At 63.9% G+C, this 23,077-nt stretch carries 26 protein-coding genes and 1 tRNA gene; 21 read left to right on the top strand and 6 right to left on the bottom strand.

The features are described 5' to 3' along the window. Positions 1-7 precede the first annotated feature (7 nt). The 6 genes from GGD65_RS02030 to GGD65_RS02010 all read left to right on the top strand — a co-directional run bounded on the left by GGD65_RS02030 (position 8) and on the right by GGD65_RS02010 (position 2,637). The gene (locus tag GGD65_RS02030; RefSeq protein WP_018318036.1) at positions 8-871 is read left to right on the top strand and encodes an alpha/beta fold hydrolase; all 864 of its coding nucleotides are present in this window, start codon (positions 8-10) and stop codon (positions 869-871) included. A gap of 61 nt (positions 872-932) precedes the next feature. Further along, positions 933-1,064 carry a hypothetical protein gene (locus GGD65_RS40705; RefSeq protein WP_283813645.1) on the top strand — a complete coding sequence of 44 codons (132 nt, stop codon included), beginning with the start codon at positions 933-935 and terminating at the stop codon, positions 1,062-1,064. Between the two features lie 29 nt (positions 1,065-1,093). Next, positions 1,094-1,264: a hypothetical protein gene (locus tag GGD65_RS02025; RefSeq protein WP_018318037.1), complete on the top strand. Its 171-nt coding sequence runs from the start codon at positions 1,094-1,096 to the stop codon at positions 1,262-1,264. Positions 1,265-1,334: 70 nt separating this feature from the next. Beyond that, positions 1,335-1,598, top strand: a complete 264-nt coding sequence (locus GGD65_RS02020) for a hypothetical protein (protein WP_183234285.1) — start codon at positions 1,335-1,337, stop codon at positions 1,596-1,598. Positions 1,599-1,754: 156 nt separating this feature from the next. Beyond that, positions 1,755-1,844 (top strand) — tRNA-Ser (locus GGD65_RS02015). A gap of 49 nt (positions 1,845-1,893) precedes the next feature. After that, positions 1,894-2,637, top strand: a complete 744-nt coding sequence (locus GGD65_RS02010) for a DUF2786 domain-containing protein (RefSeq protein WP_183234284.1) — start codon at positions 1,894-1,896, stop codon at positions 2,635-2,637. Between the two features lie 85 nt (positions 2,638-2,722). On the opposite strand, the gene GGD65_RS02005 is transcribed toward GGD65_RS02010, so the two are convergent. Further along, the gene (locus GGD65_RS02005) at positions 2,723-3,331 is read right to left on the bottom strand and encodes a hypothetical protein (RefSeq protein WP_026202371.1); all 609 of its coding nucleotides are present in this window, start codon (positions 3,329-3,331) and stop codon (positions 2,723-2,725) included. Between the two features lie 268 nt (positions 3,332-3,599). On the opposite strand from GGD65_RS02005, the gene GGD65_RS02000 reads away from it, so the two are divergent. The 3 genes from GGD65_RS02000 (at position 3,600) to GGD65_RS01990 (ending at position 6,677) form a co-directional block, all read left to right on the top strand. Continuing rightward, positions 3,600-5,633 carry a VTT domain-containing protein gene (locus GGD65_RS02000; protein ID WP_183234283.1) on the top strand — a complete coding sequence of 678 codons (2,034 nt, stop codon included), beginning with the start codon at positions 3,600-3,602 and terminating at the stop codon, positions 5,631-5,633. Further along, complete coding sequence (locus GGD65_RS01995; protein WP_183234282.1) at positions 5,633-6,352, top strand: endonuclease/exonuclease/phosphatase family protein; 720 nt, start codon at positions 5,633-5,635, stop codon at positions 6,350-6,352. The genes GGD65_RS02000 and GGD65_RS01995 overlap by 1 nt, the downstream gene beginning before the upstream one ends. Before the next feature lie 133 nt (positions 6,353-6,485). Further along, entirely contained in the window at positions 6,486-6,677 is a 192-nt protein-coding gene (locus GGD65_RS01990) for a hypothetical protein (protein ID WP_018320485.1), read from the top strand. Between the two features lie 58 nt (positions 6,678-6,735). Here GGD65_RS01990 and GGD65_RS01985 read toward each other — a convergent pair whose 3' ends face one another. Further along, positions 6,736-6,960 carry a hypothetical protein gene (locus tag GGD65_RS01985; RefSeq protein ID WP_183234281.1) on the bottom strand — a complete coding sequence of 75 codons (225 nt, stop codon included), beginning with the start codon at positions 6,958-6,960 and terminating at the stop codon, positions 6,736-6,738. Positions 6,961-7,218: 258 nt separating this feature from the next. Here GGD65_RS01985 and GGD65_RS01980 point away from each other — a divergent pair, with 258 nt between their 5' ends. Then, positions 7,219-7,539, top strand: a complete 321-nt coding sequence (locus tag GGD65_RS01980; protein ID WP_038970337.1) for a DUF1476 domain-containing protein — start codon at positions 7,219-7,221, stop codon at positions 7,537-7,539. Between the two features lie 17 nt (positions 7,540-7,556). Here GGD65_RS01980 and GGD65_RS01975 read toward each other — a convergent pair whose 3' ends face one another. Beyond that, positions 7,557-8,147, bottom strand: coding sequence for a TIGR00645 family protein (locus tag GGD65_RS01975; protein WP_183234280.1), 591 nt, complete (start codon positions 8,145-8,147; stop codon positions 7,557-7,559). A 156-nt stretch (positions 8,148-8,303) separates the two neighbouring features. On the opposite strand from GGD65_RS01975, the gene GGD65_RS01970 reads away from it, so the two are divergent. Beyond that, complete coding sequence (locus tag GGD65_RS01970) at positions 8,304-8,594, top strand: hypothetical protein (RefSeq protein ID WP_183234279.1); 291 nt, start codon at positions 8,304-8,306, stop codon at positions 8,592-8,594. 17 nt (positions 8,595-8,611) lie between these two features. Here GGD65_RS01970 and GGD65_RS40700 read toward each other — a convergent pair whose 3' ends face one another. Beyond that, positions 8,612-8,740, bottom strand: coding sequence for a hypothetical protein (locus GGD65_RS40700; RefSeq protein ID WP_018320480.1), 129 nt, complete (start codon positions 8,738-8,740; stop codon positions 8,612-8,614). Between the two features lie 780 nt (positions 8,741-9,520). Between GGD65_RS40700 and GGD65_RS01965 the strand changes: the two genes are divergently transcribed. Beyond that, complete coding sequence (locus GGD65_RS01965) at positions 9,521-10,447, top strand: septal ring lytic transglycosylase RlpA family protein (protein WP_049814989.1); 927 nt, start codon at positions 9,521-9,523, stop codon at positions 10,445-10,447. Here the strand turns inward: GGD65_RS01965 and GGD65_RS01960 are convergent. Then, entirely contained in the window at positions 10,444-11,397 is a 954-nt protein-coding gene (locus GGD65_RS01960) for an alpha/beta fold hydrolase (RefSeq protein WP_092258146.1), read from the bottom strand. The two genes, GGD65_RS01965 and GGD65_RS01960, sit on opposite strands and share 4 nt — an antisense overlap. A gap of 153 nt (positions 11,398-11,550) precedes the next feature. On the opposite strand from GGD65_RS01960, the gene GGD65_RS01955 reads away from it, so the two are divergent. The 9 genes from GGD65_RS01955 (at position 11,551) to GGD65_RS01915 (ending at position 21,351) form a co-directional block, all read left to right on the top strand. Next, a complete protein-coding gene (locus tag GGD65_RS01955) occupies positions 11,551-12,813 on the top strand; it encodes a D-alanyl-D-alanine carboxypeptidase family protein (RefSeq protein ID WP_183234278.1) in 1,263 nt (420 codons plus the stop codon). Positions 12,814-12,815: 2 nt separating this feature from the next. Then, positions 12,816-13,502: a dTMP kinase gene (tmk, locus tag GGD65_RS01950; RefSeq protein WP_183234277.1), complete on the top strand. Its 687-nt coding sequence runs from the start codon at positions 12,816-12,818 to the stop codon at positions 13,500-13,502. Beyond that, a complete protein-coding gene (locus tag GGD65_RS01945; protein ID WP_183234276.1) occupies positions 13,499-14,545 on the top strand; it encodes a DNA polymerase III subunit delta' in 1,047 nt (348 codons plus the stop codon). Before tmk ends, GGD65_RS01945 begins: the two co-directional genes overlap by 4 nt. Positions 14,546-14,653: 108 nt before the next feature. Further along, positions 14,654-16,660 carry a methionine--tRNA ligase gene (gene metG, locus GGD65_RS01940; protein ID WP_183234275.1) on the top strand — a complete coding sequence of 669 codons (2,007 nt, stop codon included), beginning with the start codon at positions 14,654-14,656 and terminating at the stop codon, positions 16,658-16,660. Between the two features lie 12 nt (positions 16,661-16,672). Then, on the top strand, positions 16,673-17,449 hold the full coding sequence (locus GGD65_RS01935; protein WP_183234274.1) for a TatD family hydrolase: 777 nt from the start codon (positions 16,673-16,675) through the stop codon (positions 17,447-17,449). 13 nt (positions 17,450-17,462) lie between these two features. After that, entirely contained in the window at positions 17,463-18,260 is a 798-nt protein-coding gene (locus GGD65_RS01930) for an MBL fold metallo-hydrolase (RefSeq protein WP_018320473.1), read from the top strand. A 210-nt stretch (positions 18,261-18,470) separates the two neighbouring features. After that, complete coding sequence (locus GGD65_RS01925) at positions 18,471-19,019, top strand: TRAP transporter small permease (protein ID WP_244550683.1); 549 nt, start codon at positions 18,471-18,473, stop codon at positions 19,017-19,019. A 2-nt stretch (positions 19,020-19,021) separates the two neighbouring features. Continuing rightward, positions 19,022-20,335 carry a TRAP transporter large permease gene (locus GGD65_RS01920; protein WP_183234272.1) on the top strand — a complete coding sequence of 438 codons (1,314 nt, stop codon included), beginning with the start codon at positions 19,022-19,024 and terminating at the stop codon, positions 20,333-20,335. 38 nt (positions 20,336-20,373) lie between these two features. Then, positions 20,374-21,351: a TRAP transporter substrate-binding protein gene (locus tag GGD65_RS01915; RefSeq protein WP_183234271.1), complete on the top strand. Its 978-nt coding sequence runs from the start codon at positions 20,374-20,376 to the stop codon at positions 21,349-21,351. Between the two features lie 58 nt (positions 21,352-21,409). Here GGD65_RS01915 and GGD65_RS01910 read toward each other — a convergent pair whose 3' ends face one another. Further along, positions 21,410-23,059, bottom strand: coding sequence for an acyl-CoA synthetase (locus GGD65_RS01910; protein WP_183234270.1), 1,650 nt, complete (start codon positions 23,057-23,059; stop codon positions 21,410-21,412). Positions 23,060-23,077 lie beyond the last annotated feature (18 nt).

Here is a 23,077-nt window from a genome sequence, read left to right as displayed (position 1 = left end):
GCCGCACATGGCAAGGGTGCAGGCAGGTGAGGTCCAACTCGGCTGGCGGGAGTGGGGGCGGGGCGACGTCACGGTCGTCTTCATCCACGGCAATCTCGCCAGCAAGGATTGGATCGAGCTTGCCGCGCCACTGTTTCCGACGGGCCTGCGCGTCGTCGCCATCGACTGGCGTGGTTGCGGCGACAGCGATCGGCCGAAGCCGACCGCGAACTACACAAACTATTCCATGCAGCAACATGCCGAGGACATGCTGGCCGCCCTCGATACGCTCGAGATCAGCTATTGCCATCTTGCGACGCATTCGACCGGCGGCATCATCGCCGCGCGCATGCTCTTGATGCAGCCGCAACGCTTCGGCCGTGTGTTCTCGCTCGATCCGGTGACGCCGCTCGGCATGGCTTTCAATGCCGATCAGATCGGCCTTTTCCGCGCGATGATGGCGAACAAGGAATTGACGCGAACGATCATGGCAACGGCGGCGTCCTCGTTGTTCGTGCCCGAGAGCATGGCGCCGAACGCGATTCCGCGTTTTCGCGAAGGACTGCCTGAGATCCAGGCCCTGTTCGATCGCATCATCGACCAGACCTTTGGCGTCTCCGAAGGAATCTGGATCGGCACTGCTGTCAATCTGACGCAGGAGAAGGAAAGCCGCGAGCTGGAGCGCCGGATGCCGCAGCTACGGCATCCGCATCTGGTGCTGTGGGGCGAATGGGACGGCTGGATTCTTCCGGCCGACCTGCGTGTGATGGCTGAGGCGATGCCGGATTGCCGCCTCGTCATCGTGCCCGGCATCGGCCACTCGATGAATCTCGAACGGCCGGCACTCTATGCCGGCTATTTCGGTGCCTGGTTCGGAGGACTTCCCGCATGAGCGAAACCGTCTGAAAGGAGCGACATCATGGTCGAAATCAATGTGTCCGCCGAGAGCATGCGTGCGCGGTGCGGCAGCCGGAGCTCTTGCGGCAGGCGCCTACTACGGAAGCGGCTCCTATAATCAGGGCTGCTATTACGACACTTATGGCAACTGGACCTGCCCGCAGGGTAATCCCTACTATCCCTATTGATGAACGCAGAAGCGCAAGTGAGGTCGGTTATGGCCGGAACGAACAAGCTCTCGGTCGAGAAAGCTCTCGAAAAATTGCGTCAAGATGATCAGATCAAATCGAGCGGAGAGCAGCGTGACGAAAAGAGTGAAGACCTGCGTCGAGAGATCAAGCGCATGAGGGCGCAGCGATCGCGGCTTGATCGCGCGCCCTCCAAGTAAAGCGTAGGTGTGTCCAGGCGTGACCATCTAAGTTCGCACGGATCGAGCCGGCCAAGGCTGGAGTAAAGCGATGTGGGTGCTGATGTACGTCTTTTCCTACTCGATCAGTCCTGCCGCGACGAAGGACAAGGCGGAATGGCGACTCCTTCCGACGGTTGTCTTCCAGGAGTTTTCCAACGAAGAGCGGTGCCGGAAGGCCAAAGCCACGCTTGAAGGAAGCTTGAGCGAGGCGGGTGCCAAGCTCCGAAGCGGCTTGGAGGATCTCAAGAGCCTGGGTAAAGCGGATCCAGCTCAGATCATCATCGCCTACAACGTCGAATGCCTGCCGAAATAGGCCCCATGCCGCGGTTTTGCCCGGGTGCCCGCATCTGTGGACGCGAATCGGCAATCGGTATGAGACCGCCGGCATCGTACCGATCGGTCCAAATTGGGTCCAAGTTCGCGTTGCGCTCAGTCCGAAGCTAAGCTAACTCCCTGGCATTGGTACGAGGGAAGGGTGGCCGAGTGGTTTAAGGCACCGGTCTTGAAAACCGGCGTGCCCGCAAGGGTACCGTGGGTTCGAATCCCACCCCTTCCGCCAGTCGATCCGAACGGGGTCTCTCGGTCGGGCTTTCCCGAGCAGGTGATCGGTGGACCAGGCGTTAAATCCGGACGGGCTCGGCAAGCTCAAGCTTCGCATTCAGGCGTTGCGCGCCAAGACCATCGCCAATGGCTGTACCGAGGACGAGGCGCTGTCTGCCGCCGCCAAGGTTGCCGAACTGCTGGATCGCCACGATTTGTCGCTCTCCGACGTCGAGCTGCGCGCCTCGCCGTGCGAACGGAGGGTCTTTGGGACCCATCGCAAGAAGCGAATTCCGCTCGACGACTGCATCGGCGCGATCGCTCATTTCTGCGATTGCCGGGTCTGGCGCGAGAAGAACCCGGCCGGCGAGAACATCTATGTGTTCTTCGGTCTCGGCGCCGATGTCGAGGTCGCGCATTACCTGGCCGAACTGATCGACGGCGCCGTGCGCGCCGAACTTGGCCGCTTCAAGACCTCGGTCGACTACGCCCGGTTCCGGCACCAAGAGCGGCATCTGGCCAATGCCTCCTTCGCGCTCGGGATGGTGGCGTCGATCGCGGACAGGCTGGTGGCAATCAAGGCCAGTCGCGATCAGGTCAACGAAGGCACCGGCCGCGGGCTGGTGGTCCTCAAGACCTCGGTGGTCGATGCAGAATTCGACAAGCTCGACCTCAAGCTCCGGACCCAGCGCAGCACCGGACGGATGGTGTCGATGACGGCCTATGAAGCCGGTGGCGACGCCGGAGCGTCGCTAGCCATTCATTCCGGCCTTGGTAGAGCGCGGTCAGGGGCCACTGCCAAAGGAAGCTGAGCGCATCAGGGCGCGTGAGCTACGCTGTGCCACACGTGCCCTACGCCCGTCTTTTCGAGTGGGCCGCCTTGGCAAACCGAAAACCTCAGCTCTTCGGACCGCCACCCTTCAGCGCGTTCCAGGCGGCCTGGTTCGCTTGATCGAACGCCTTCCGGGACTCGGCGAGCGCCTCGCTCAGGACCGACCAGGATTCGCTGCCGGCCTGCTTCAGCTTCTGCAGACGCGCTTCGGCTTCGGACGCATCGGATTTCATCTGCTTGAGCGCGGCATCGACATCGACGGTGCGGGCTGCGGTCACTTTACCCGCGGCCTCGCGGAATTTGTCCGCCGCTTCGCGCCAGGCCTTGGCCTGTGCTGCTGCAACGTCCTTGAACGTGGCCTGCTGCTGCTCCAACTGTTTGCCGGCGCCTTCGAAGTAGGTTTTCACCTGGGCCTCGAATCCAGCCCATTGCTTTTCCAAATCGGCCTTGGCGTCCGTCCAGGCGGCTTCACCTGCTTCCGCCTGGGTCTTGAGCATCGCCTGAAACGCGTCACGGCGCGTCGTCAGATCGGACAGGAGTTGATCCGTCTTCACCTTGGACTCGGCCTTGGCCTGACCTGCCTTGACCTCGAACGAGGCCAATGCGGCGTCCATCTCGTCGATCCGCTCCTTGGCCCAATTGAGGTAGAAGTGCATGCTGCTCTGCTGTGACATGGCCGTCTCCATCTGCTTGCCGACCTGAGGTTCCCAGAGCTTCGGCCTGCACGTATTGACCTGTCTCAATGATGTTGCGGTCTCACGAAATTGCGACGGCGCACAGCGCAGACTCAGTGCCTGGCAACCTCGACCTCCTGGATTCGTGGAACCCCTTGAGCATTCAGCGCGTTTAGACGCGAATGCAAATTGCGAGGTCCACCTGCTTCAGAGCTCATCCACCCTGATACCCGGCGACACCGTCTGGCGGCGGTGCAAGGCGCGGCGCGTGGCGGTTCTGAACGATGCGGCCGCTTATTTCGCGGCCCTGCGCGAGGCGCTGCTCGCGGCGCAGGATCTCATCTACATCGTCGGGTGGGATATCCATAGCGAGACCAGGCTGGTTGGATCGTCGGGGCGGGCGGATGACGGCTTGCCGGAACAGCTCGGCCCATTTCTGCGCGCCCTCGTTCACCGCCGGCCGGACCTGCGGATCAACATTCTCGTCTGGGACTTCGTCTCGTTCTACGCCTCCGAACGGGAATGGAATTCCACGGCCAAATTCACCGCCGACACGGACGGCCGCGTCCGATTTCATCTGGATTCCACGCTTCCGTTCGGCTCGGCCCAGCACCAGAAGATCGTCTCTATCGACGGTTCACTGGCGTTCGTCGGCGGGCTCGATCTGACGATCAGGCGCTGGGACACGAGCGATCATCGCGTCGATCACGAACTGCGCTGCGACCCCCAGGGCAAGCCATACCCGCCGTTTCACGATGTTCAATGCGTGGTCGACGGGGATGCTGCCGCCTCGCTGTTCGAACTCGCCGAGGAGCGCTGGCGTGCGGCAGGCCAACAGATGCTGGATCGGCGTGCGCAAAAGAGTATGCGCTGGCCGTCGCATGTGCCGGTCGAGGCTGAGCTCATGCCGGTTGGGATCGCCCGGACCGAGGTGGTCTGTCCTGCAGGTTCGACCATCAGGGAGGTCGAACGCTCCTTGATTGCAGCGATCCGGTCCGCGACGAGCTTCATCTACATCGAGAACCAGTTCACCAGCGCGATCAAGATCGCGCGTGAGTTGGCGGAGCAGATGCTGCGCGTGCCGTCGCTCCGGGTTCTGGTCGTCGCTCCAAAACTGCATTCCTCGTGGCTGGAATCCCAGGCCATGCAGAACGGCCGTGGCGCGTTCATCGACTGCTTCAGTGAGGCTGGCGTGGCAGATCGCATCCGCTTCGTCTACCCGGTCACACGAGAGGGAGACACGGAAGCGGCCGTGATGGTGCACAGCAAGCTCATGATCGTCGATGACAGGATCTTGAGGATCGGCTCGGCCAATTTGAACAACCGGTCGATGGGCGCCGACAGCGAATGTGATCTGATCTTTGAAGCTGCATCCGACGAACATCGGGAGTTCGTCGCTTCAGTTCGGCGTCGCCTGGTAGCCCATTTTTGTGGCCTCGACGAACAGAGCGTCAGGCAAAACGACGATCGTGTTCTAGTTCTTATGGACGAGGTGTCGAAAGCCGACGGCCCGAAGACGCTGCGGGCAGTGGAAGCCTCAGTCCTGACCAGCACTCTGGCCACGATGGTTCAGCCGGTGGCGGACCCTGAGCGGCCCCTTCATCTCGAGCGGGCGGCATCGCGCATGTGGAGCACGAAGACCGTCATCGGGATCGTATCGATCGCCGTGGCGCTTTTTGGCTTGGCAATAGCCTGGTCGTACACTTCCTTGAGCGATTTGGCCGACACGGGCCGCGTCTCGAATTTGCTGTCGACTTACTCCCAATCGGTCTGGGGGCCGCCCCTCGCAATCGCGGCTTTTGTCGTCGGCGGGCTGGTGGTGTTTCCGGTGCTCGTGCTCATTGCAGCAACGGCTGCCGCGCTTGGGCCATTGCTGGGTTTCGCCACGGCGATCGCCGGCGTCTTGCTCAGCGCCTTCGTCCTTTTCGTGATCGGGCGGGCCCTCGGACGGCAGCGGCTCCAGCAGTTGCTCGGACGACGCGCCGCGCGGATCCAGGACCGCGTTGTCGGCAAGGGCGTCCTGGCTGTCGTCGTCATCCGGATGATTCCCATCGCACCGTTCTCGCTCGTGAACGTCGTGGCTGGCGCGAGCACGCTGCCTTTACGCGACTTCCTGCTCGGAACCCTGCTTGGCATGACGCCCGGTATTCTTGCCATGGCCGTGCTGGGGGCTCAGATCGCGGATTTGGCCCGCAATGCATCCTGGAGCAGCATGTTGCTGTTGGTGCTGGCGTTCCTGGGCTGGCTCGGCGTCTGCGCAGGCGCGCAATTCCTCGCGACCTGGCTCGCCGGGAGGCGCTGATGGCGCCGGTGCGTTTCATGACGTGGAATGTGCACGGCACGTTCAATCTCAATCCGAAGTTCGATCTGGAGGGGGTCTGCTCCATCCTTCGCAAATGGGCTCCTGATGTCGTCGCGCTTCAGGAGGTGGATTCGCGATCGAGGTCCGACGATCCGTTTGCGAAGCTGGCGAGTGTCGTCGGCGATCACCGCGTTCACGCCAAGTCGATTGTCACCGCGGATGGCGACTACGGTCAGATGCTCCTGAGCCGCTTTCCGTTCTCCGGGGTGCCCGAAATCGTCGACGTGTCGTATCGGGAGCGCGAGCCGCGCAGGGCCATTGCCGCTGGCCTCCTGACGCCGGTCGGTGATGTGCGCGTGGTTGCCACGCATCTCGGCCTGAGCATCCACGAGCGGCATGCCCAGGCACAAACCCTGGTGAGCCTGGTGAAACCCGAAAGGACCATCGTCCTCGGCGATTTCAACGATTGGTTTTGGGTCAAGTCGGTGCGGCGCGTGCTCGCGCAGGCCTGCCCAAACCGTACGCGGCTGCGCACCTTCCCATCGCGCTTGCCCCTGATGCGGCTCGACCGGATTTATGCGACCTCTGATAGCCGGATCGCGAAAGTCTGGACCGACACGGAGGCGACGGCGTTCTCGGACCACCTGCCCGTCATCGCCGAGGTTGATATCCAGGGGCCTTCGAGAGCCCAGAAAAAGCTTTATTCTACAACGGCATAGCTACTGTGCATGGGGTTGTTTTTCGATATTTGTTTGGGCGGCGTTCGGGCGGGGCGGACCGGTCGAGTTCCAATTTGCAGAGCCGCCGGGTCCGCCCAGTGGAACCCTTTCGCCGGGTCTGCGTTGTCTCCGCATGACTGAAGACCTTTCCTTCCGACGCAAACCCCTGACCCCCGAGCAGCGCCAGGCGCGCGATGCGGCACGCCGGATCGAGGCCGAAAAGGCCATGCGCGACCATGAAGAGGCGCAGAAGGCGTTTTACGCCAACAAGGAGCGGCTGAAAGCCGAACGGCTGGCGCGCGAGGCGGCGGCGGCGAAGGCCTGATCCTGCGCGGGCCCCGCCCGCAATCTTCTGACGCGATCTGTCCGGGCGATGCCGCCGGCTAGTGCCGTTTCGGCGTCCGCGTCACGCTCCAAGCCAGCCTCAGCGCCTGGACGGCCCCTGTGAATGCGCCGCGGGGCGATTGTGCCTCGATGGCTTCGGCTGCGATGCGGCAATCGTCGGCGACCTTGAGCAGCCCGCTTTTCGCGAGGTCCATGGTGGAGAGGGCGGCCTGCTCCAGGCAAACCTGTTCAAGCCGTCGAAACTCCCGCAGCTCTTTGTTCATGCGTCAGCTCTCGGTATGCCCCAAGCCATGCGGCGCTGAGTCTGCTTAACGATCAGTAAACGATCTCGGCCTAGCCGAGCCGGCTGGCGCCGGGCTTGTGCAGGGATGCACGCGCCCGGCGCGGGGGCGCATCGGCAGGCTTGACGGCGTTTGGCTTCCGCCGGAAGCTTCAACTGATCCGAACTGACGTGAAGCACGGAGACGTTCGCCCCCAGCCAGTCCGACACCCATCAGCGAAAAGCGCAAATGGAGCTGACCATGACCACGTTCGACAAGCGCGAGCAGGGCTTTGAGGCCAAGTTCGTCCACGACGAGGAATTCATGTTCAAGGCCACCGCCCGGTCCAACAAGCTGCTCGGGCTTTGGGCTGCAGGCCAGCTCGGGCTCAGCGGCGATGCCGCGGCAAGCTACGCCACCACGCTGGTGACGGACCATCTGGAGAGCCGGGCGATCGCCGATGTCGTAGACAAGGTGTCAGGCGATCTCGCCGCCAAGGGCATCGCGCGTGAGCAGGTCGCGCTGAAGCTTCAGGAGTGCCTGCACCAGGCGCTGGCGCAGCTCGAAGTGGACAAGCAATAAGGCCGACCTTGGTAACCTCACTCGGCCTGCTTGCGCGTGCCGGAGTCACCGAGCCTGTCGACATAGGCAATGCCGATCGCCGAAACGACGAAGGTGAGGTGGATCAGCACCTGCCACATCACGCCGGTCTCGGTGAAGCCGGCGCGGTTCGAGCCGAGATTGCCGGCCTCGATGAAGGTGCGCAGCAGCGCGATCGAGGAGATGCCGATGATGGCCATGGCGAGCTTGATCTTGAGCACGCTCGCATTGACGTGGCCGAGCCATTCCGGCTCGTCGGGATGGCCCTGCAGGTCGAGCCGCGAGACGAACGTCTCGTAGCCGCCGACGATCACCATCACGAGCAGGTTGGAGATCATCACGACGTCGATCAGCGCCAGCACACTCATCATGATCTGCTGCTCGGTGAGGTCGAGGGCGTGCCAGGAGAGGTGCCAGAGCTCTTTCAGGAACAGCGCGATGTAGACGCATTGCGCCACGATCAGTCCGAGATAAAGCGGCAGTTGCAGCCAGCGCGAGCCGAAGATGATCATCGGCAGCAGGCCGAGGCGCGGCGAGGGCGAACGCGGTTCGGCACGAGGTCCGGATTGGGGTGAAGGCTCAACCGACATTCAGGCTGCATCCTCGCAATCGAAACGATCGCTTTCATCTAGCCCGACAACATGGCCGGCGGAAGACGCGCCGCACGTCCCGCCATCGGCTGATCGCCATTTCGTGCTAGCGTGCCGAACGGCCATCGCGCGACGGTGTGGATCGGGAGGCGGGGAGTGACGAGGAGCGGCTTTCGCAGATGGTCCGGCGGCATCGCGCTCGCCGGCGCGATCATGATTGGCGCGGGCTCCGCGGAGGTCTCGGCGACACCGCTGACGCCGTTTCGCTACGAGGCGCAGGCGCAGCGTCATTGCCCGCACGACAAGGTGGTCTGGCTCGACTTCAGGAAGGGCATCTACTACCGCAAGGGTCAGAAGCGGTACGGCCAGGGGTTCGACGGCAGCTTCGTCTGCCTGAACGAGGCCCGTGACAGCCGCTATCGCCGCTCCCTGCTGGGTCTGCGCTGAGTGGCGCGTGACGCCGGCTATTTCTGCGCCGGCAGCCTGACCGGCACGTGCGGGGAGGTGCTGATGACCCGGGGGCTTCCGTCCGGATAGGTGCGGTCGCCGCGGATCAGGGATTCCAGGACCAGGAAGAATTTCTCGGCAAGCATTTGTGTCACCCTCGTTGGTGATGGCCTCTGGAAATGAGTCGAGGCACCGAACGCGGGAATTCAATCAACAGATTGGGAGCGGGACATTGGCGCATACTGCGCCGCGGTGGAGCTGTGCTGGAGGGTAACGAAGCGGGGCTCAGGCGAACGCCAGTGCCACGAGGCTCGAACAGAGCAGAACCAAGCCGCCGGCGGTCAATGCCAGGAAGCCGTCAGATACCAGGTCATGGTTGCGCATGTGACACCTGCCGCTCTCGTTTTCGATGCTCGGTCGGATCGATCAAAATTGTCCGAACGCGCCGTCTTGAAAGAGGTGATGCTCGCGCGAGTGCCCTTAGGCCCTCGTGCGGTAGCCTTCAAACGCATGGGCCAGGAAGATCCCCGCGCTTACCAGACCCATCAGTGCCGAAACCGTCTCGATCATCGTTAAATTCCAAATCCCGCCCTTGCAGCCGAGAGAACGCGTGCGGCCTTGCACAGTCAAAAGAATTCCAGTGAAGGCAGCGACAATGGGGGTGGAGTGAGGATTCGGCGCAACAGAATGTCCAGCCGTGGCACAGGGTTGGCGCCATCGCTCCGTAGAACAACGGAAAAATGCGAACGTCTCGTTTACCATCCCGGTGGGATCGCTGTGGGCTCCCCATTTCCGCCGTGTTCGGGTTGCGTTATCGTTACCGCTTCCGACGCGGTGGTGGGCCGCCTCGGATTAGAGGACCGGACAGCGCTCCCCGTAGCCAAAGCGGGGTGGGTACGCCTCCGGCAAAGTGGTATTTGGGGCGCATGGGGATCCGACGGTCAGATTCGGTTTTGCGGGCCGCGCGTGGTGCTGCGGCGGTCGCGGCCTGCGTTGCGCTGGCCAATTGCGCCTCCTCCAACAAATTCGCCAGCCGCGTCGATCCGAAATATGGCGTGTCCTCGAGCCCCCGGGTCGTGGCGTTCGGGGACCCGGTCCCGAAGGGCGGCGGCACCTACCGCGTCGGCAAGCCCTATGTCGTGGCCGGCCGGACCTACGTGCCCGAGGAGGACGTCAACTACCGCGCCGAGGGCATGGCGTCCTGGTACGGCGATGACTTCCACGGCCGCCTGACCGCCAATGGCGAAGTGTTCGACATGACCTCGCTAACCGCGGCGCATCCGACCCTGCCGATGCCGTCCTATGCGCGGGTGACCAATGTCTCGAACGGCAAGTCGCTGATCGTGCGCGTCAATGACCGCGGCCCCTATCACGGCAACCGCCTCATCGATGTCTCGAACAAGGCCGCCGAACTGCTTGAATTCAAAGGCAATGGCGTCGCAAAGGTCCGCGTCGAATATGTCGGCCGGGCGCCGCTCGAAGGCTCCGACGACCGCCAGCTTCTGGCGACCCTGCGCACCGGCGTTCCGGCGCCGTCGCCATCGATGGTCCGGGTCGCCTCGGCCAAGCCTTTCGTGCCGGAATTGCCGGGATCGAGCCGCGGTGCCATTCGCGGCGACGTGCCGATGCCGGAGGGGCGGCCCTATAATCTCGGCACCACCTCCGCCGACATGGCCTCGCTCAATGCGACCTCGGAAATGTCGGCCTCGAGCCGCGGCCGGGGCCGGGCGGTCCACAACGCGCGCGCCGTGTCCTATGACGCGGACGGCCGCTACGCGGCGGAGAACGCGCCGTCATCGGCCGACGGGGCCGCCGAGGCCCGCAGCATCCTGAGCGGCCGCGGGCTCTATTAGGCTGCGCTTTCCTTCAGGAATTGCACCAGCGCCGCATTCACCTCGTCGGGCCGTTCCTGCTGCACCCAATGGCCGGCGCCCTCGATGATCAGCTTCTGCTTCAGATTGGGCAGCACGCGCTCGAGCTCGTTGACGCGCTTGGCACCGATCAGGCCGGTGATGACGGCGTCCCTGGAGCCGGCGATGAACAGCGAGGGCTGATGGATCTGCGCGTCCTGCCAGGGCGCCGTCAGCTCCCAATTGCGGTCGATGTTGCGGTACCAGTTCAGCCCGCCGCGAAAGCCGGACTTGCGGAAGCTCTCGGTGAAATAGGCGAGGTCGGCCTCGCCGAGCCAGCCGGGCAGCGGCTCCTCGGTGGTGGCGTGGCTGAGAAAGCCCTTGCCCTCCTGCACGAACATGGCGGCAGTGGGATCGGCAAGGCCGCGTCCGCCGAGCACGATGCGCATGGTGCGGGCGACGTCTCGTTCCAGCTCGGCCTCGGCGACGCCGGGCGCCTGGAAGTACTGCCAGTAGAAATTGGTGACGCCGCCCTGGCGCAAGAGGTCGAGCGGCTTGCCGCGGCCGCGGAACGGCGGCGGCACGCTGAGGCCCGCGACCGCCGTGAAGATGTCGGGCCGGAACAGGGCCGCATGCCAGGCAACCGGTGCGCCCCAATCGTGGCCGACCACCATCGCCTTGGTCTCGCCGAGCGCCTGCACGAGACCGACCATGTCGCCGACCGTGTCGAAAATCGAGTAGGCCGCGACCTCAGGCGGCGCGGCGCTCTGGCCGTAGCCGCGCATGTCGGGGGCGACGACGTGAAACCCGGCCGCGGCCAGCGCGGGGATCTGGTGGCGCCAGGAATAGGACAGCTCCGGCCAGCCATGGCACAGCACCACCAGCGGACCCTGGCCGGCTTCGCGGATGAAGAGATCGATGCCGTTGGCCTTGATCACGCGGGTTGAGGACATCGCTTTTCCGCCGTGTTTCAGGGGTTTGGTCGAGAAACATAAGGCGCCACGATAGGGGCGCGGCGAGAATCGTGCAATCTCAGGGACAGGCGTCGAACCGCGTGTTGTTCGCATCTGTTCCAACTGTTAGAACGCCTCTCTCAGGGCTTCGCCATGGCATTTCGTCTTCCTTTGCTTCGTCGTAACGGGCTCACAGCCGGAACACTGGCGCGCGGGCTGGTCGCCGCGATTCTGGTGGCAAGCATCGGCTGGAGCGGGGCGCTTCTGGCCGCCAACCAGAGCATCCAGGGCGCCAAGAAGCCGGACGATGCCGGATTCGACGGCGATGCCCCGACCGCGATCCTGATCGAGGCCTCCTCAGGCAGCGTGCTGTTCGAGAAGAACGCCGACGAGCTCCGAGCGCCCTCCAGCATGATGAAGCTGATGACGGCGGAGGTCGTCTTCAATGCCATTAAGAAGGGCGACATCAAGCTGACCGACGAGTACCGGATCAGCGAGAACGCCTGGCGCCGGGGCGGCGCGCCCTCGGGCGGCTCGACCATGTTCGCCGCCATCAACAGCAAGGTCTCGGTCGACGATCTCCTGCACGGCGCGATCATCCAGAGCGGCAACGATGCCTGCATCGCGCTCGCCGAGGCCATGGCGGGCAACGAGAAGATTTTCGCGGCGGACTTCATGACCAAGCGCGCCCGCGAGCTCGGCATGACCAAATCGACCTTCGGCAACTCCAACGGTTTGCCCGACCCCGCCAACAAGATGACGGTGCGCGAGCTTGGCATGCTCGCCCGGCACATCATCCTGGACTTTCCGGAGTTCTACAAACTGTTCGGCGAGAAAGAGTACACCTGGAACAAGATCCGCCAGCCCAACCGCAATCCGCTGCTCAATTCGATGGAAGGCGCCGACGGGCTGAAGACCGGCTATACCAAGGAGGGCGGCTACGGCATGGTCGGCTCGGCGGTGCAGAACGGCACGCGGTTGATCGTCGTCGTCAACGGACTGGAAGACCCCGAGGATCGCGCGACGGAAGCCAAGAAAATGCTGGAATGGGGTTTCCGCAATTTCGAGACCCGCACGCTGATCGCGGCCGAGCAGCCGGTCGGCTACGCCAAGGTGTTCGGCGGCGAGAGCCGTTCGGTCAAGCTCGTCGCCAAGACTCCGGTGAAGGTGATGGTGCACAAGAACGGCAGCGACAAGCTGATTGCGCGCGTCGTCTATAGCGGTCCGGTGCGGGCGCCGGTCGAGGCCGGCCAACGGGTCGGCGTGGTCAAGGTCTGGCGCAGCGGCAACATCGCGGTGGAGACGCCGGTCTATGCGGCGGAAGCGATCGGCACTGGCTCGACCGTGCGACGCGCGATCGACGGCGCCAGCGAGCTCGTGATCGGCATGTTCCGCGCAGGCGCCGAGAAGCTCTGATCATGAGTGAGAGCGCGCTACAGCGGCCGTCCGGACGCGGACGCTTCGTCACCTTTGAAGGCGGCGAGGGCACGGGCAAGTCGACCCAGATCAAGAAGCTTGCCGACCGCCTCAAGGCGGCGAAGCTCCGCATCCGCGTCACGCGCGAGCCGGGCGGCTCGCCGGGCGCCGAGATCATGCGTCATCTGGTGCTGTCGGGCATGGGCAAGCTGCTCGGCCCCGAGGCGGAAACGCTGCTGTTCGCCGCCGCGCGTGATGACCATGTCCGCACCGTGATCCTGCCTGCGCTCAACCAGGGCACCTGGGTGCTGTGCGACCGCTTCGCCGACTCGACGCGGGCCTATCAGGGCAGCCTCGGCCAGGTGCCTGAGGGCCTGATCAACGCGATGCAGCGGGTCACGATCGGCGATCTCAAGCCGGACCTCACCATCATTCTCGATCTGCCGGTCGAGATCGGCCTGCAACGCGCCGCCGCGCGCCGCGGCAACGGCACGCCCGACCGGTTCGAAGGCGAGAAGCTCGGTTTTCACCAGGGCCTGCGCGAGGCCTATCGCAAGATTGCCGAGGACGATCCCGCACGCTGCGTGCTGATCGACGCCAATTCTGACCCTGACACGGTCGCAGGCCGTGTCTGGGCGGCGCTGCGCGATCGTCTCCTTCCCACACCAGCCTCGGTGGTTTCCGTATGAGCCCGCGTCAGACCGAGCGCGAAACCGCCATTCCGCATCCGCGCGAGACATCGAAACTGTTCGGTCATCGCGAAGCCGAGACCGCGCTGCTGACGGCCTATCGCAGCGGCCGCATCCCTCACGCCTGGCTGATCGGCGGGCCGCAGGGCATCGGCAAGGCGACCCTGGCCTATCGAATGGCGCGCTTCGTGCTAGCCCATGGCCAGCCGCTGGCGGAAGCCGTGCAGCGCGCCGAAGACCTCGCGATCGATCCCGATGACGCCGTGGCGCGGCAGGTGGCGGCCGGCTCGCATGGCGGCCTGCTGACGCTGGAGCGTACCGCCAACGATCGCGGCGTGATGCGCACCGTGATCACCGTGGACGAGACGCGCGAGACGATCGGCTTCTTCGGCTCGACTGCCGCGGCCGAAGGCTGGCGCGTCTGCATCGTCGACACCGTCGACGAGCTCAATCCGAATGCAGCCAACGCGCTGCTGAAAATCCTTGAGGAACCGCCGCAGCAATCGCTGTTCCTGCTGGTCAGCCACGCGCCCGCGCGCGTGCTCGCCACCATCCAGTCACGCTGCCGCAAGCTGCGCCTGCGATCGCTCGCCACGGATGATGTGATTGGCGCTGCGGCTTCGGCCGCCGATCTCGATCCGAGCGATCCCGCGCTGCGCGAGGCCGCGGAGGCCTCCGAGGGCAGCGTTGCAAGGGCTCTGACGCTCCTCGGCGGCGATGCGCTCAAGCTGCAGCAGCGCACGGCGGCGCTGCTCGCGCGCCTGCCGCAAGTCGATCCGCGCGAATTGCACACGCTCGGCGATTCGCTTCCCACCAGCGACCGCGTCGCGCTCGCGGCCTTCATCGACGGGATCGATCGCTGGATCGCGGAACGCCTGCATGCGGACGACGCCAATGCCAACCAGAACCTGCCGCGCCTTGCGCGCCTAGCTGAGGTATGGGAAAAGATCGTCCGCGCCGCGCGCGACACCGAAACCTACAATCTGGAGCGAAAGCCCTTGGTTTTCTCGGTGTTTGGCTGGCTGGCGGACGCAACGCGCTAAAGCATGATCCGGAACAGTGCGCAGCGGTTTTCCGAAAGATCATGCGCAAATCAATAATCGAACCCAGGTTCGTCTCCAGATTTCGAGAAGCCGGTAAAGGAATTCGTCGTGGCAACGCGAGCTAAGAAAACTGCTAAAGGCAAGGGCCGCAACAAGGCTGCGAAGAAAGCCGCAAAGAAGGCCGTGAAGGCACGTGCGTCCAAGGCCAACGCCAAGGCGGCCAAGAAAGTCAAGAAGACCAAGAAGGCCACGGCCAAGAAGGGCGCGAAGAAGAGCGCCGTGAAGACGGCAAAGAAGGCGGTCAAGAAGGCTGCGAAGAAGCCGGCTGTCGCCAAGAAGCCAGCTAACAAATCAGCCAAGAAATCCGCCAAGAAATCCGCCGAGGCTCCCGCGAAGACGGTGGCCAAGAAGGCGAGGGTGGTCGCGCCTGTGATCGCAGCGCCGGCCCCCGCCGCCACGCCGCCGAAGGTTGTCAAGCCGAAGGCACCCCGCGCGCCGAAGCCCGCTGCGGCTCCGCAAGTCGCAACGCCCGCAGCCACACCAAAGGCTGCAGCGCCCGTGGCCGCGCCCGCGCGCGACAATGTCTTCTACATCACGACGGCGATCGCCTATCCCAATGGCAGTCCGCATATCGGCCACGCCTATGAAGCGATCGCGACCGACGTGCTGGCACGCTTTGCGCGGCTCGACGGCAAGGACGTGTTCTTCCTGACCGGCACCGACGAGCACGGCCAGAAGATGGTGCAGACAGCGGCCGGCGAGAACATGGCCGTCTCAGCGCTCGCGGCCCGCAATGCCGGTCGCTTCAAGGAGATGGACGAGCGTCTGAACGTGTCGTTCGACCGCTTCATCCGCACCACCGAGGAGCAGCATCATCGCTCCAGCCAGGAGATCTGGCGGCGCATGGAAGCGAACGGCGATATCTATGCCGACATCTATGCCGGCTGGTATTCCGTGCGGGACGAGGCGTATTACGCCGAGGATGAGACGCGCTTGAACGATGACGGCGTCCGGCTGGGCCCGCAGGGCACGCCGGTCGAATGGGTCGAGGAGAAGAGCTATTTCTTCCGGCTGTCGGCATACCAGGACAAGCTGTTGAAGCTCTATGCGGATCATCCCGATTTCATCGGGCCGGATTCCCGCAAGAACGAGGTGGTGAGCTTCGTCAGAGGCGGCCTGCGTGATCTCTCGATCTCGCGCACCACCTTCGATTGGGGCGTCAAGGTGCCTGGCGACGAAGAGCACGTGATGTATGTCTGGGTCGACGCGCTGACCAACTACATCACCGGCGTCGGCTTCCCCGATGAGAACGACGGAAACTGGCGCTATTGGCCGGCCGACGTGCATATCATCGGCAAGGACATCATCCGTTTCCACGCGGTGTATTGGCCGGCGTTTCTGCTGTCGGCCGGGATTCCGCTGCCGAAGCGGGTCTATGCCCACGGCTTCCTGTTCAGCAGGGGCGAGAAGATGTCGAAGTCGGTCGGCAACGTCGTCGATCCCTTCAACCTTGCCGACCAGTACGGCGTCGACCAGGTGCGCTATTTCTTCCTGCGCGAGGTGCCGTTCGGACAGGACGGCAACTACAATCACGAGGCCATCGTGGCGCGCATCAACGCCGATCTCGCCAACGATCTCGGCAACCTCGCGCAGCGTTCGCTGTCGATGATCGCCAAGCAACTCGGCGGCGTGCTGCCCGAGCCCGGCGAATTCAGCGACAACGACAAGGCAATCCTGGCGATGGCCGACGGCATGGTCGCCGCATCGCGCGAGGCCATGGCAACGCAGCAGATCCATCACTGGCTCAACGCCGTCTGGGCCGTGGTCGCGGAGGCCAACCGCTATTTCGCGGGCGAGGCGCCGTGGGCGCTCGCCAAGACCGACCCGGCAAGGCAGAAGACGGTGCTCTACGTCACCGCCGAAGTCGTGCGCCAGATCGCGATCCTGGCGCAGCCCGCGATGCCGACCGCCTCGGGATTGCTGCTCGACAGCCTCGGCATCCCGGACGGGGAGCGCAACTTCGCCATGCTCGGCGGTGCCAAGCGCATCGCGCCCGGCTCGACCCTGCCGGCGCCGACGCCGGCGTTCCCGCGCTACATCGAGCCGGCAGCCTAGGACGTTTGCGCGATGCTGGTCGACAGCCACTGCCATCTGGATTTTCCGGACTTTGCGGAAGATCTCGACGGGATCGTATCGCGGGCCCGCGCGGCCGGCATCGGCCGCATGGTCACGATCTCGACCCGGGTGCGGAAGCTCGATCAGCTTCTGGCCATCACTGAGCGCTATGAGGACGTCTACTGCTCGGTCGGCACTCATCCGCACAATGCGGATGAGGAGGACGGTATCGCATCGGATGAGCTGGTTGCGCTGACGGAGCATCCCAAGGTCGTCGCGCTTGGCGAAGCCGGGCTCGACTATTTTTACGACAACGGCTCGCCAGAGGCGCAGGCGAGGGGCTTTCGCGCCCACATCGCCGCCGCCCGCACCACCGGCCTGCCGCTGGTGATCCACACCCGCGAAGCCGACGAGGACTGCGCACGCATCCTGGAGGAGGAGGCGGCCAAGGGCGCGTTTCGCGCCGTGCTGCATTGCTACACCGGCGGACGCGAGCTAGCGCTGAAGGCGGTGTCGCTCGGGCTCTATATCGGTTTCACGGGCATCCTGACCTTCAAGAAATCGGAGACGTTGCGGGCGCTGGCGGCCGAACTGCCGGCCGATCGCATCCTGGTCGAAACGGACTCGCCCTATCTTGCGCCCGGCAAGTTCCGGGGAAAACGCAACGAGCCCGCTTACGTGGTCGAGGTCGCCAAAGTGCTGGCCGAAACGCGCGGCGTATCGTTTGACGAGATCTCGCGCCAGACAAGCGAGAACTTCTTCCGCCTGTTCTCGAAAGTGAAAGCCTGAAACCGGGAGCCGCATGACGCTGACGCTGACGATCCTGGGCTGCGGCTCCTCCGCCGGCGTGCCGCGCCCGGCGCTCGGTTGGGGCGCCTGCGATCCCAATAATCCCAAGAACCGCCGCCGCCGCTGTTCGCTACTGGTCGAGCGGAAGTCCGAGCACGGCACCACGCGGATCGTGATCGACACCTCGCCGGACCTGCGCGAGCAACTGCTCTCGACCAATGTCGATCACATCGACGCGGTGTTCCTGACCCATGAGCACGCCGATCAGACCCACGGCATGGACGATCTGCGTTCGGTCGTGATGCACATGCGCCGTCGTATCCCGACCTATTTCAACCTGTCGACCGCCAAGGACATCATGGCGCGGTTCTCGTATTGCTTCATCTCGCCGGAGGGCAGCGACTATCCGCCGATCCTGACGCGGCACTCGATCGAGGCGGGCGAAAGCCAGACCATTCTGGGGAAGGGCGGCGCGGTGACGATGACAGCCTTCCTGGTGCAGCACGGCGCCATTCCCGCGCTCGGCTATCGCATCGGGGACGCCGCCTACACGCCCGACCTCAACGACATCCCGCGCGAAAGCTGGGGCGCGCTGGAAAATCTGGACCTCTGGATCGTCGACGGCCTGCGCTACACCAGTCATGTCAGCCATTTCAGCATCAACGATGCGCTGTCCTGGATCGAACGGTTCAAGCCGAAGCGCGCAGTCATCACCAACATGACGGCCGATGTCGACTACGAAGTCATCCGGCAATCGCTGCCCGCGGGCGTCGTGCCCGCTTATGACGGGCTGCGGCTGGAAACGCACTGAACCTGCGGTAGAAATTCCCGCCACAAGCAGGCATAGTCCTTGCTTGCACCGGTTGCATCATGTTGATCTAACGCTGAAAGACAGACGTTGGGCAACGGCGATATTGAAGAGGATCGGCGGCGCGCGATATGTGACCGCCGGATCGGCTGAATCGCCCACATGTGAGATGGGGATCGCGTGGCAGGGGACGACGTAACGACTGGAGGACCGGTGCGCCGCGCTCTGGATCTCCTTTATCTCGGGGCAGGCTACGCCGCCGGCGTCTTCCTGGTTGCGATCTTTGCAATCATGATGGCCATGTCGGTCGGGCGCCAGTTTGCGATCAACATTCCCGCCGGGGATGATTTCGCGTCCTGGTGCATGGCCGCGATGGCGTTCCTCGGCCTCGCGCATACCTTCAAGCGCGGAGAGATGATCCGCGTCGGCCTGCTGCTGGAACGGCTGCATGGTCGGACCAAGCAGATCGCGGAGATCGTGGCCCTCGGTATCGCCACCGCCTTCATTCTCTATTTCACCCGCTATGCCGTGCAGATGACCTACGATTCCTGGCGCTTCAACGATGTGGCGCAGGGCGTCGTCCCGCTTCCGCTCTGGATTCCGCAGCTCGGTTTCGCCGGCGGTCTTGCCATCCTGTCGATCGCGTTGATCGATGAGATGGTCAATGTTGTCAGCGGCAATCGGCCGAGCTACGAGAAGGGCTCGCCGGACGAAACGCCGGAAGAATTCGTCGAGCGCATCTCGCAGGGCGGCGGAGGTTGACCATGGCCAATCTCGGCATGATCGAGCTGTCGTTCGTCCTGCTCGGCGTCATGATCCTGCTGCTGGGAAGCGGCATCTGGATCGCGGTGTCGCTCGGGCTCGTCGGCTTCGTGGCAATGGCACTGACGACCAGCTTGCCGCTCGGCGCCGTGCTCGCCACCACCACCTGGAGCGCCAGCGCGTCGTGGACGCTGGCTGCGCTGCCGCTGTTCATCTGGATGGGCGAAATTCTCTTCCGTACCAAATTGTCGGAAGAAATGTTTCGGGGCTTGTCGCCCTGGGTTCAGTGGCTGCCGGGACGTCTGACCCACGTCAACGTGATCGGCTGCGGCATCTTCGCGGCGGTGTCGGGCTCTTCGGCAGCGACCTGCGCGACCATCGGCAAGATCGCGCTGCCCGAACTCGACAAGCGTGGATACGACAAGGGCTTGAGCCTGGGCTCGCTCGCAGGCTCAGGCACGCTCGGCCTCCTGATCCCACCCTCGATCCCGATGGTGGTCTACGCGGTCGCGGCGAATGTCTCCGTGCTGCAGGTGTTCCTCGGCGGCTTCCTGCCGGGCGTACTCGTGATGGCGCTCTATTCGGGCTACATCATCATCTGGTCGCTGCTCAATCCCAAGAAGGTCCCGCCGCGCGATCCGCCGATGCCATTCCGACAGAAGCTGCGGGAGTCGGCAAAGCTCGCGCCCTGTATGCTCCTGATCATGGCGGTCTTCTTCTCGCTGGTGCTGGGCTTTGCCACCGCCACGGAATGCGCGGCATGGGGCGTCACGGGCGCGTTGCTGCTGGCCTGGTGGAGCGGCACGCTCACGCGCAAGAACTTTCTCGAGAGCATCATGAGCGCGACGCGCCTGACCTGCATGATCATGCTGATCTTGGCAGGCGCAGCCTATACCACGGCCGCGATGGCCTATACGGGCATTCCTGCCGCGCTCGCCACCTGGGTCCAGGGGCAGCAGCTCACGCCGAGCATGCTCGCACTGTATTTGAGCATCATGTACATCATCCTCGGCTGCCTGATCGACGGCATCTCGATGATCGTGCTGACCGCCGTCATCGTGCTGCCGATGGTCAGGCAGGCCGGACTCGATCTGGTCTGGTTTGGCGTCTACCTTATCATCCACGTCGAGATGGCGCAGATCACGCCGCCGGTCGGGTTCAATCTGTTCGTGCTGCAGAACATGAGCGGGCGCGACACGTTCACCGTTGCGCGGGCGGCGTTTCCGTTCTTCATCCTGCTGCTGGCCGCCGTCTTCATCATCACGGAGTATCCGCAGATCGTGATGTTCCTGCCCAAGCTCGCCTTCCCAGACTGAGCGTACCGGTGTTTAAATTGACTGTGAGGAGAAGCCTGATGATGTCTCGTTTGTTTCGCGCATTCTTGACCGCCGGCGTGGTCGTGGCCGCGACACCCGCTTTGGCTCAGACCAAATGGAATCTGCCGGCAGCGTATCCCGCCGATAATCCGCACTCCGAAAACCTGGTCGCCTTCGCCAAGGACGTCGAAGCCGCCACGTCCGGGAAGCTCCTGATCACGGTCCATCCCGGCGCCTCGCTGTTCAAGGCACCCGACATCAAGCGCGCAGTGGTGACCGGGCAGGCGCAGATGGGCGAAGTGCTGCTCTCGATCCACGAGAACGAGGATCCGTTGTTCGGCGTCGACGTCGTGCCGTTCCTGGCGACCAGCTTCCCCGACGCAATGAAGCTGTATCAGGCCTCCAAGCCTGCAATCGCCAAGAAGCTCGATGCGCAGGGTCTCAAGCTGCTGTTCGTGGTGCCCTGGGCGCCGCAGGGCGTCTATGTCAACAAGCCGCTCGCATCGATCGAAGACATGAAGGGCCTGAAATGGCGGGCCTATAACGTCGGCACCGCGCGCATCGGCGAGCTGGTCGGCGCGCAATCGGTCACGATCCAGGCGGCGGAACTGCCGCAGGCGCTTGCCACTGGCGTGGTGAATTCCTTCATGTCCTCCGGCGGCACGGGCTACGACGCGAAGGCCTGGGAGTCGCTGAAGTATTTCTACGACGTGCAGGCCTGGATTCCCAAGGACTACACCTTCGTCAACAAGGCCGCGTTCGACGCGCTCGACAAGCCGACCCAGGAGGCCATCCTGAAGGCGGCGGCAACGGCGGAGACGCGTGGCTGGAAGGCCTGGCAGGACAAGAGCACCTGGTACATCGATCAGCTCAAGGCCAAAGGCATGACCGTCGAGCCGCCGAGCCCGGCGTTGAAGGCCGGCTTCCAGAAGATCGGCGAACAGCTCACGGCCGACTGGCTCAAGAAGGCAGGGGCCGATGGTCAGGCGATCGTCGACGCCTACAAGAAGATGTGAGGACCGATGTCTTCCGCCCGCCACGTGCTCGTGCGGGCGGAAGACTCTCAGACGATGTTCAAGCCGTTATCGCCTTCACTGATCCCACTTCGTTGCGCAGCAGGAATTTTTGAATCTTGCCGGTCGAAGTCTTCGGGACCGGTCCGAACACGACGGCTTTCGGCGTCTTGAAGCCCGACATGTGGCTGCGGCAGAACGCGATGATGTCGGCTTCGCTCGCGCTGGCGCCGTCCTTCAGCTCGACGAAGGCGCAAGGCACTTCGCCCCACTTCGGATCGGGCTTTGCGACCACGGCGGCGAACAGCACGGCCGGGTGCTTGTAGAGGATGTCCTCGACCTCGACGGAGGAGATGTTCTCGCCGCCGGAAATGATGATGTCCTTGGAGCGGTCCTTGATGATGACATAGCCGCGCTCGTCGAGCACGCCGAGATCACCGGTGTGAAACCAGCCGCCCTCGAAAGCTTCCTTGGTCGCCTTCTCGTTCTTGAGATAGCCCTTCATCACGATGTTGCCGCGGAACATGACCTCGCCGATGGTCTCGCCGTCGCGCGGCACCTCTTGCATCGTCTTCGGATCGATGACGGTGACGCCTTCCTCGAGCGGGTAGGGCACGCCCTGCCGGCGCTTCATGCGTGCGCGTTCGGCGGGCGGAAGCTCGTCCCAGCCGGGCTGCTCGGCGCAGACGGAGGCGGGGCCGTAGACCTCGGTCAGGCCGTAGACATGGGTCAGCTTGATGCCGATGTTCTCGGCGCCTTCGAGCACCGCGACCGGCGGCGCGGCACCTGCGATCAGGCCGACGACCCGGCGCGCCGCGTTGCCTTTGGGCGCATCGGGTGCGTTGATCAGCGTGTTGTAGACGATCGGCGCGCCGCACATGTGGGTGACGCCGTGCTGCTTGATCAGCTCGAAGATCCTGGTCGGCTCGACCTTGCGCAGGCAGACATTGATGCCGGCGGATGCCGCGATGGTCCAGGGAAAGCACCAGCCGTTGCAGTGGAACATCGGCAGCGTCCAGAGATAGACCGGATGCTGGCCGAGATTGCCGGCAAGGATGTTGCTGACGGCGTTGAGATAGGCGCCGCGATGATGGGTGACGACGCCCTTGGGATTGCCGGTCGTGCCCGAGGTGTAGCTCAGCGCGATCGCGTCCCACTCGTCCTGCGGCAGGATCGCCGTGAACGCAGGATCGCCTTCCGCGACCGCGGCTTCATATTCGATCTCGCCGATGCGACTGCCGCCTTTGAATGATGCGTCGTCGACGTCGACGACGAATGGCTTTGGCCCGCTCATCTGCGCCAGCGCATCGCTGATCACGCCCGAAAACTCGGGATCGACCAGGATGATCTTGGCGCCGCCATGGTCGAGCTGGAATGCGATCGAAGGCGCATCGAGGCGGATGTTCAGCGCGTTGAGCACAGCGCCGGTCATCGGCACGGCAAAATGCGCTTCGTTCATCGCCGGGATGTTCGGCAGCATCGCCGCCACGGTATCGCCGACGCCAATGCCCTTGCGCGCGAGCCAGGACGCAAAACGCTTGCAGCGCTCATAGGTCTGCGCCCAGGTGAAGCTGCGGCCCTCATAGACCGTGCTGACATGATCGGGATAGACGGCGGCGCTGCGCGCTAGGAAGCTTAAGGGGCTCAGCGGCACGTAATTGGCGGGCGTCTTGTCGAGGCCGATATTGTACTGGTTCTGCCGCTCACTCATCGACACCCTCCGTCAAAC

Source organism: Bradyrhizobium sp. CIR18 (genome assembly GCF_014198295.1).
Taxonomy (GTDB): domain Bacteria; phylum Pseudomonadota; class Alphaproteobacteria; order Rhizobiales; family Xanthobacteraceae; genus Bradyrhizobium.
Note: the sequence above shows the minus strand (reverse complement) of the source record. Positions and strands in the feature narration are given on the sequence as shown.

Bases quoted from the DNA above. Each gene is read 5' to 3' on its own strand.
- GGD65_RS02030 (WP_018318036.1), top strand. From the start codon at position 8: ATGGCAAGGGTGCAGGCAGGTGAGGTCCAACTCGGCTGGCGGGAGTGG.
- GGD65_RS02025 (WP_018318037.1), top strand. From the start codon at position 1,094: ATGGCCGGAACGAACAAGCTCTCGGTCGAGAAAGCTCTCGAAAAATTG.
- GGD65_RS02020 (WP_183234285.1), top strand. From the start codon at position 1,335: ATGTGGGTGCTGATGTACGTCTTTTCCTACTCGATCAGTCCTGCCGCG.
- GGD65_RS02005 (WP_026202371.1), bottom strand. From the start codon at position 3,331: ATGTCACAGCAGAGCAGCATGCACTTCTACCTCAATTGGGCCAAGGAG.
- GGD65_RS01995 (WP_183234282.1), top strand. From the start codon at position 5,633: ATGGCGCCGGTGCGTTTCATGACGTGGAATGTGCACGGCACGTTCAAT.
- GGD65_RS01990 (WP_018320485.1), top strand. From the start codon at position 6,486: ATGACTGAAGACCTTTCCTTCCGACGCAAACCCCTGACCCCCGAGCAG.
- GGD65_RS01985 (WP_183234281.1), bottom strand. From the start codon at position 6,960: ATGAACAAAGAGCTGCGGGAGTTTCGACGGCTTGAACAGGTTTGCCTG.
- GGD65_RS01980 (WP_038970337.1), top strand. From the start codon at position 7,219: ATGACCACGTTCGACAAGCGCGAGCAGGGCTTTGAGGCCAAGTTCGTC.
- GGD65_RS01975 (WP_183234280.1), bottom strand. From the start codon at position 8,147: ATGTCGGTTGAGCCTTCACCCCAATCCGGACCTCGTGCCGAACCGCGT.
- GGD65_RS40700 (WP_018320480.1), bottom strand. From the start codon at position 8,740: ATGCTTGCCGAGAAATTCTTCCTGGTCCTGGAATCCCTGATCCGCGGC.
- GGD65_RS01965 (WP_049814989.1), top strand. From the start codon at position 9,521: ATGGGGATCCGACGGTCAGATTCGGTTTTGCGGGCCGCGCGTGGTGCT.
- GGD65_RS01960 (WP_092258146.1), bottom strand. From the start codon at position 11,397: ATGTCCTCAACCCGCGTGATCAAGGCCAACGGCATCGATCTCTTCATC.
- GGD65_RS01955 (WP_183234278.1), top strand. From the start codon at position 11,551: ATGGCATTTCGTCTTCCTTTGCTTCGTCGTAACGGGCTCACAGCCGGA.
- tmk (WP_183234277.1), top strand. From the start codon at position 12,816: ATGAGTGAGAGCGCGCTACAGCGGCCGTCCGGACGCGGACGCTTCGTC.
- GGD65_RS01945 (WP_183234276.1), top strand. From the start codon at position 13,499: ATGAGCCCGCGTCAGACCGAGCGCGAAACCGCCATTCCGCATCCGCGC.
- GGD65_RS01935 (WP_183234274.1), top strand. From the start codon at position 16,673: ATGCTGGTCGACAGCCACTGCCATCTGGATTTTCCGGACTTTGCGGAA.
- GGD65_RS01930 (WP_018320473.1), top strand. From the start codon at position 17,463: ATGACGCTGACGCTGACGATCCTGGGCTGCGGCTCCTCCGCCGGCGTG.
- GGD65_RS01920 (WP_183234272.1), top strand. From the start codon at position 19,022: ATGGCCAATCTCGGCATGATCGAGCTGTCGTTCGTCCTGCTCGGCGTC.
- GGD65_RS01915 (WP_183234271.1), top strand. From the start codon at position 20,374: ATGATGTCTCGTTTGTTTCGCGCATTCTTGACCGCCGGCGTGGTCGTG.
- GGD65_RS01910 (WP_183234270.1), bottom strand. From the start codon at position 23,059: ATGAGTGAGCGGCAGAACCAGTACAATATCGGCCTCGACAAGACGCCC.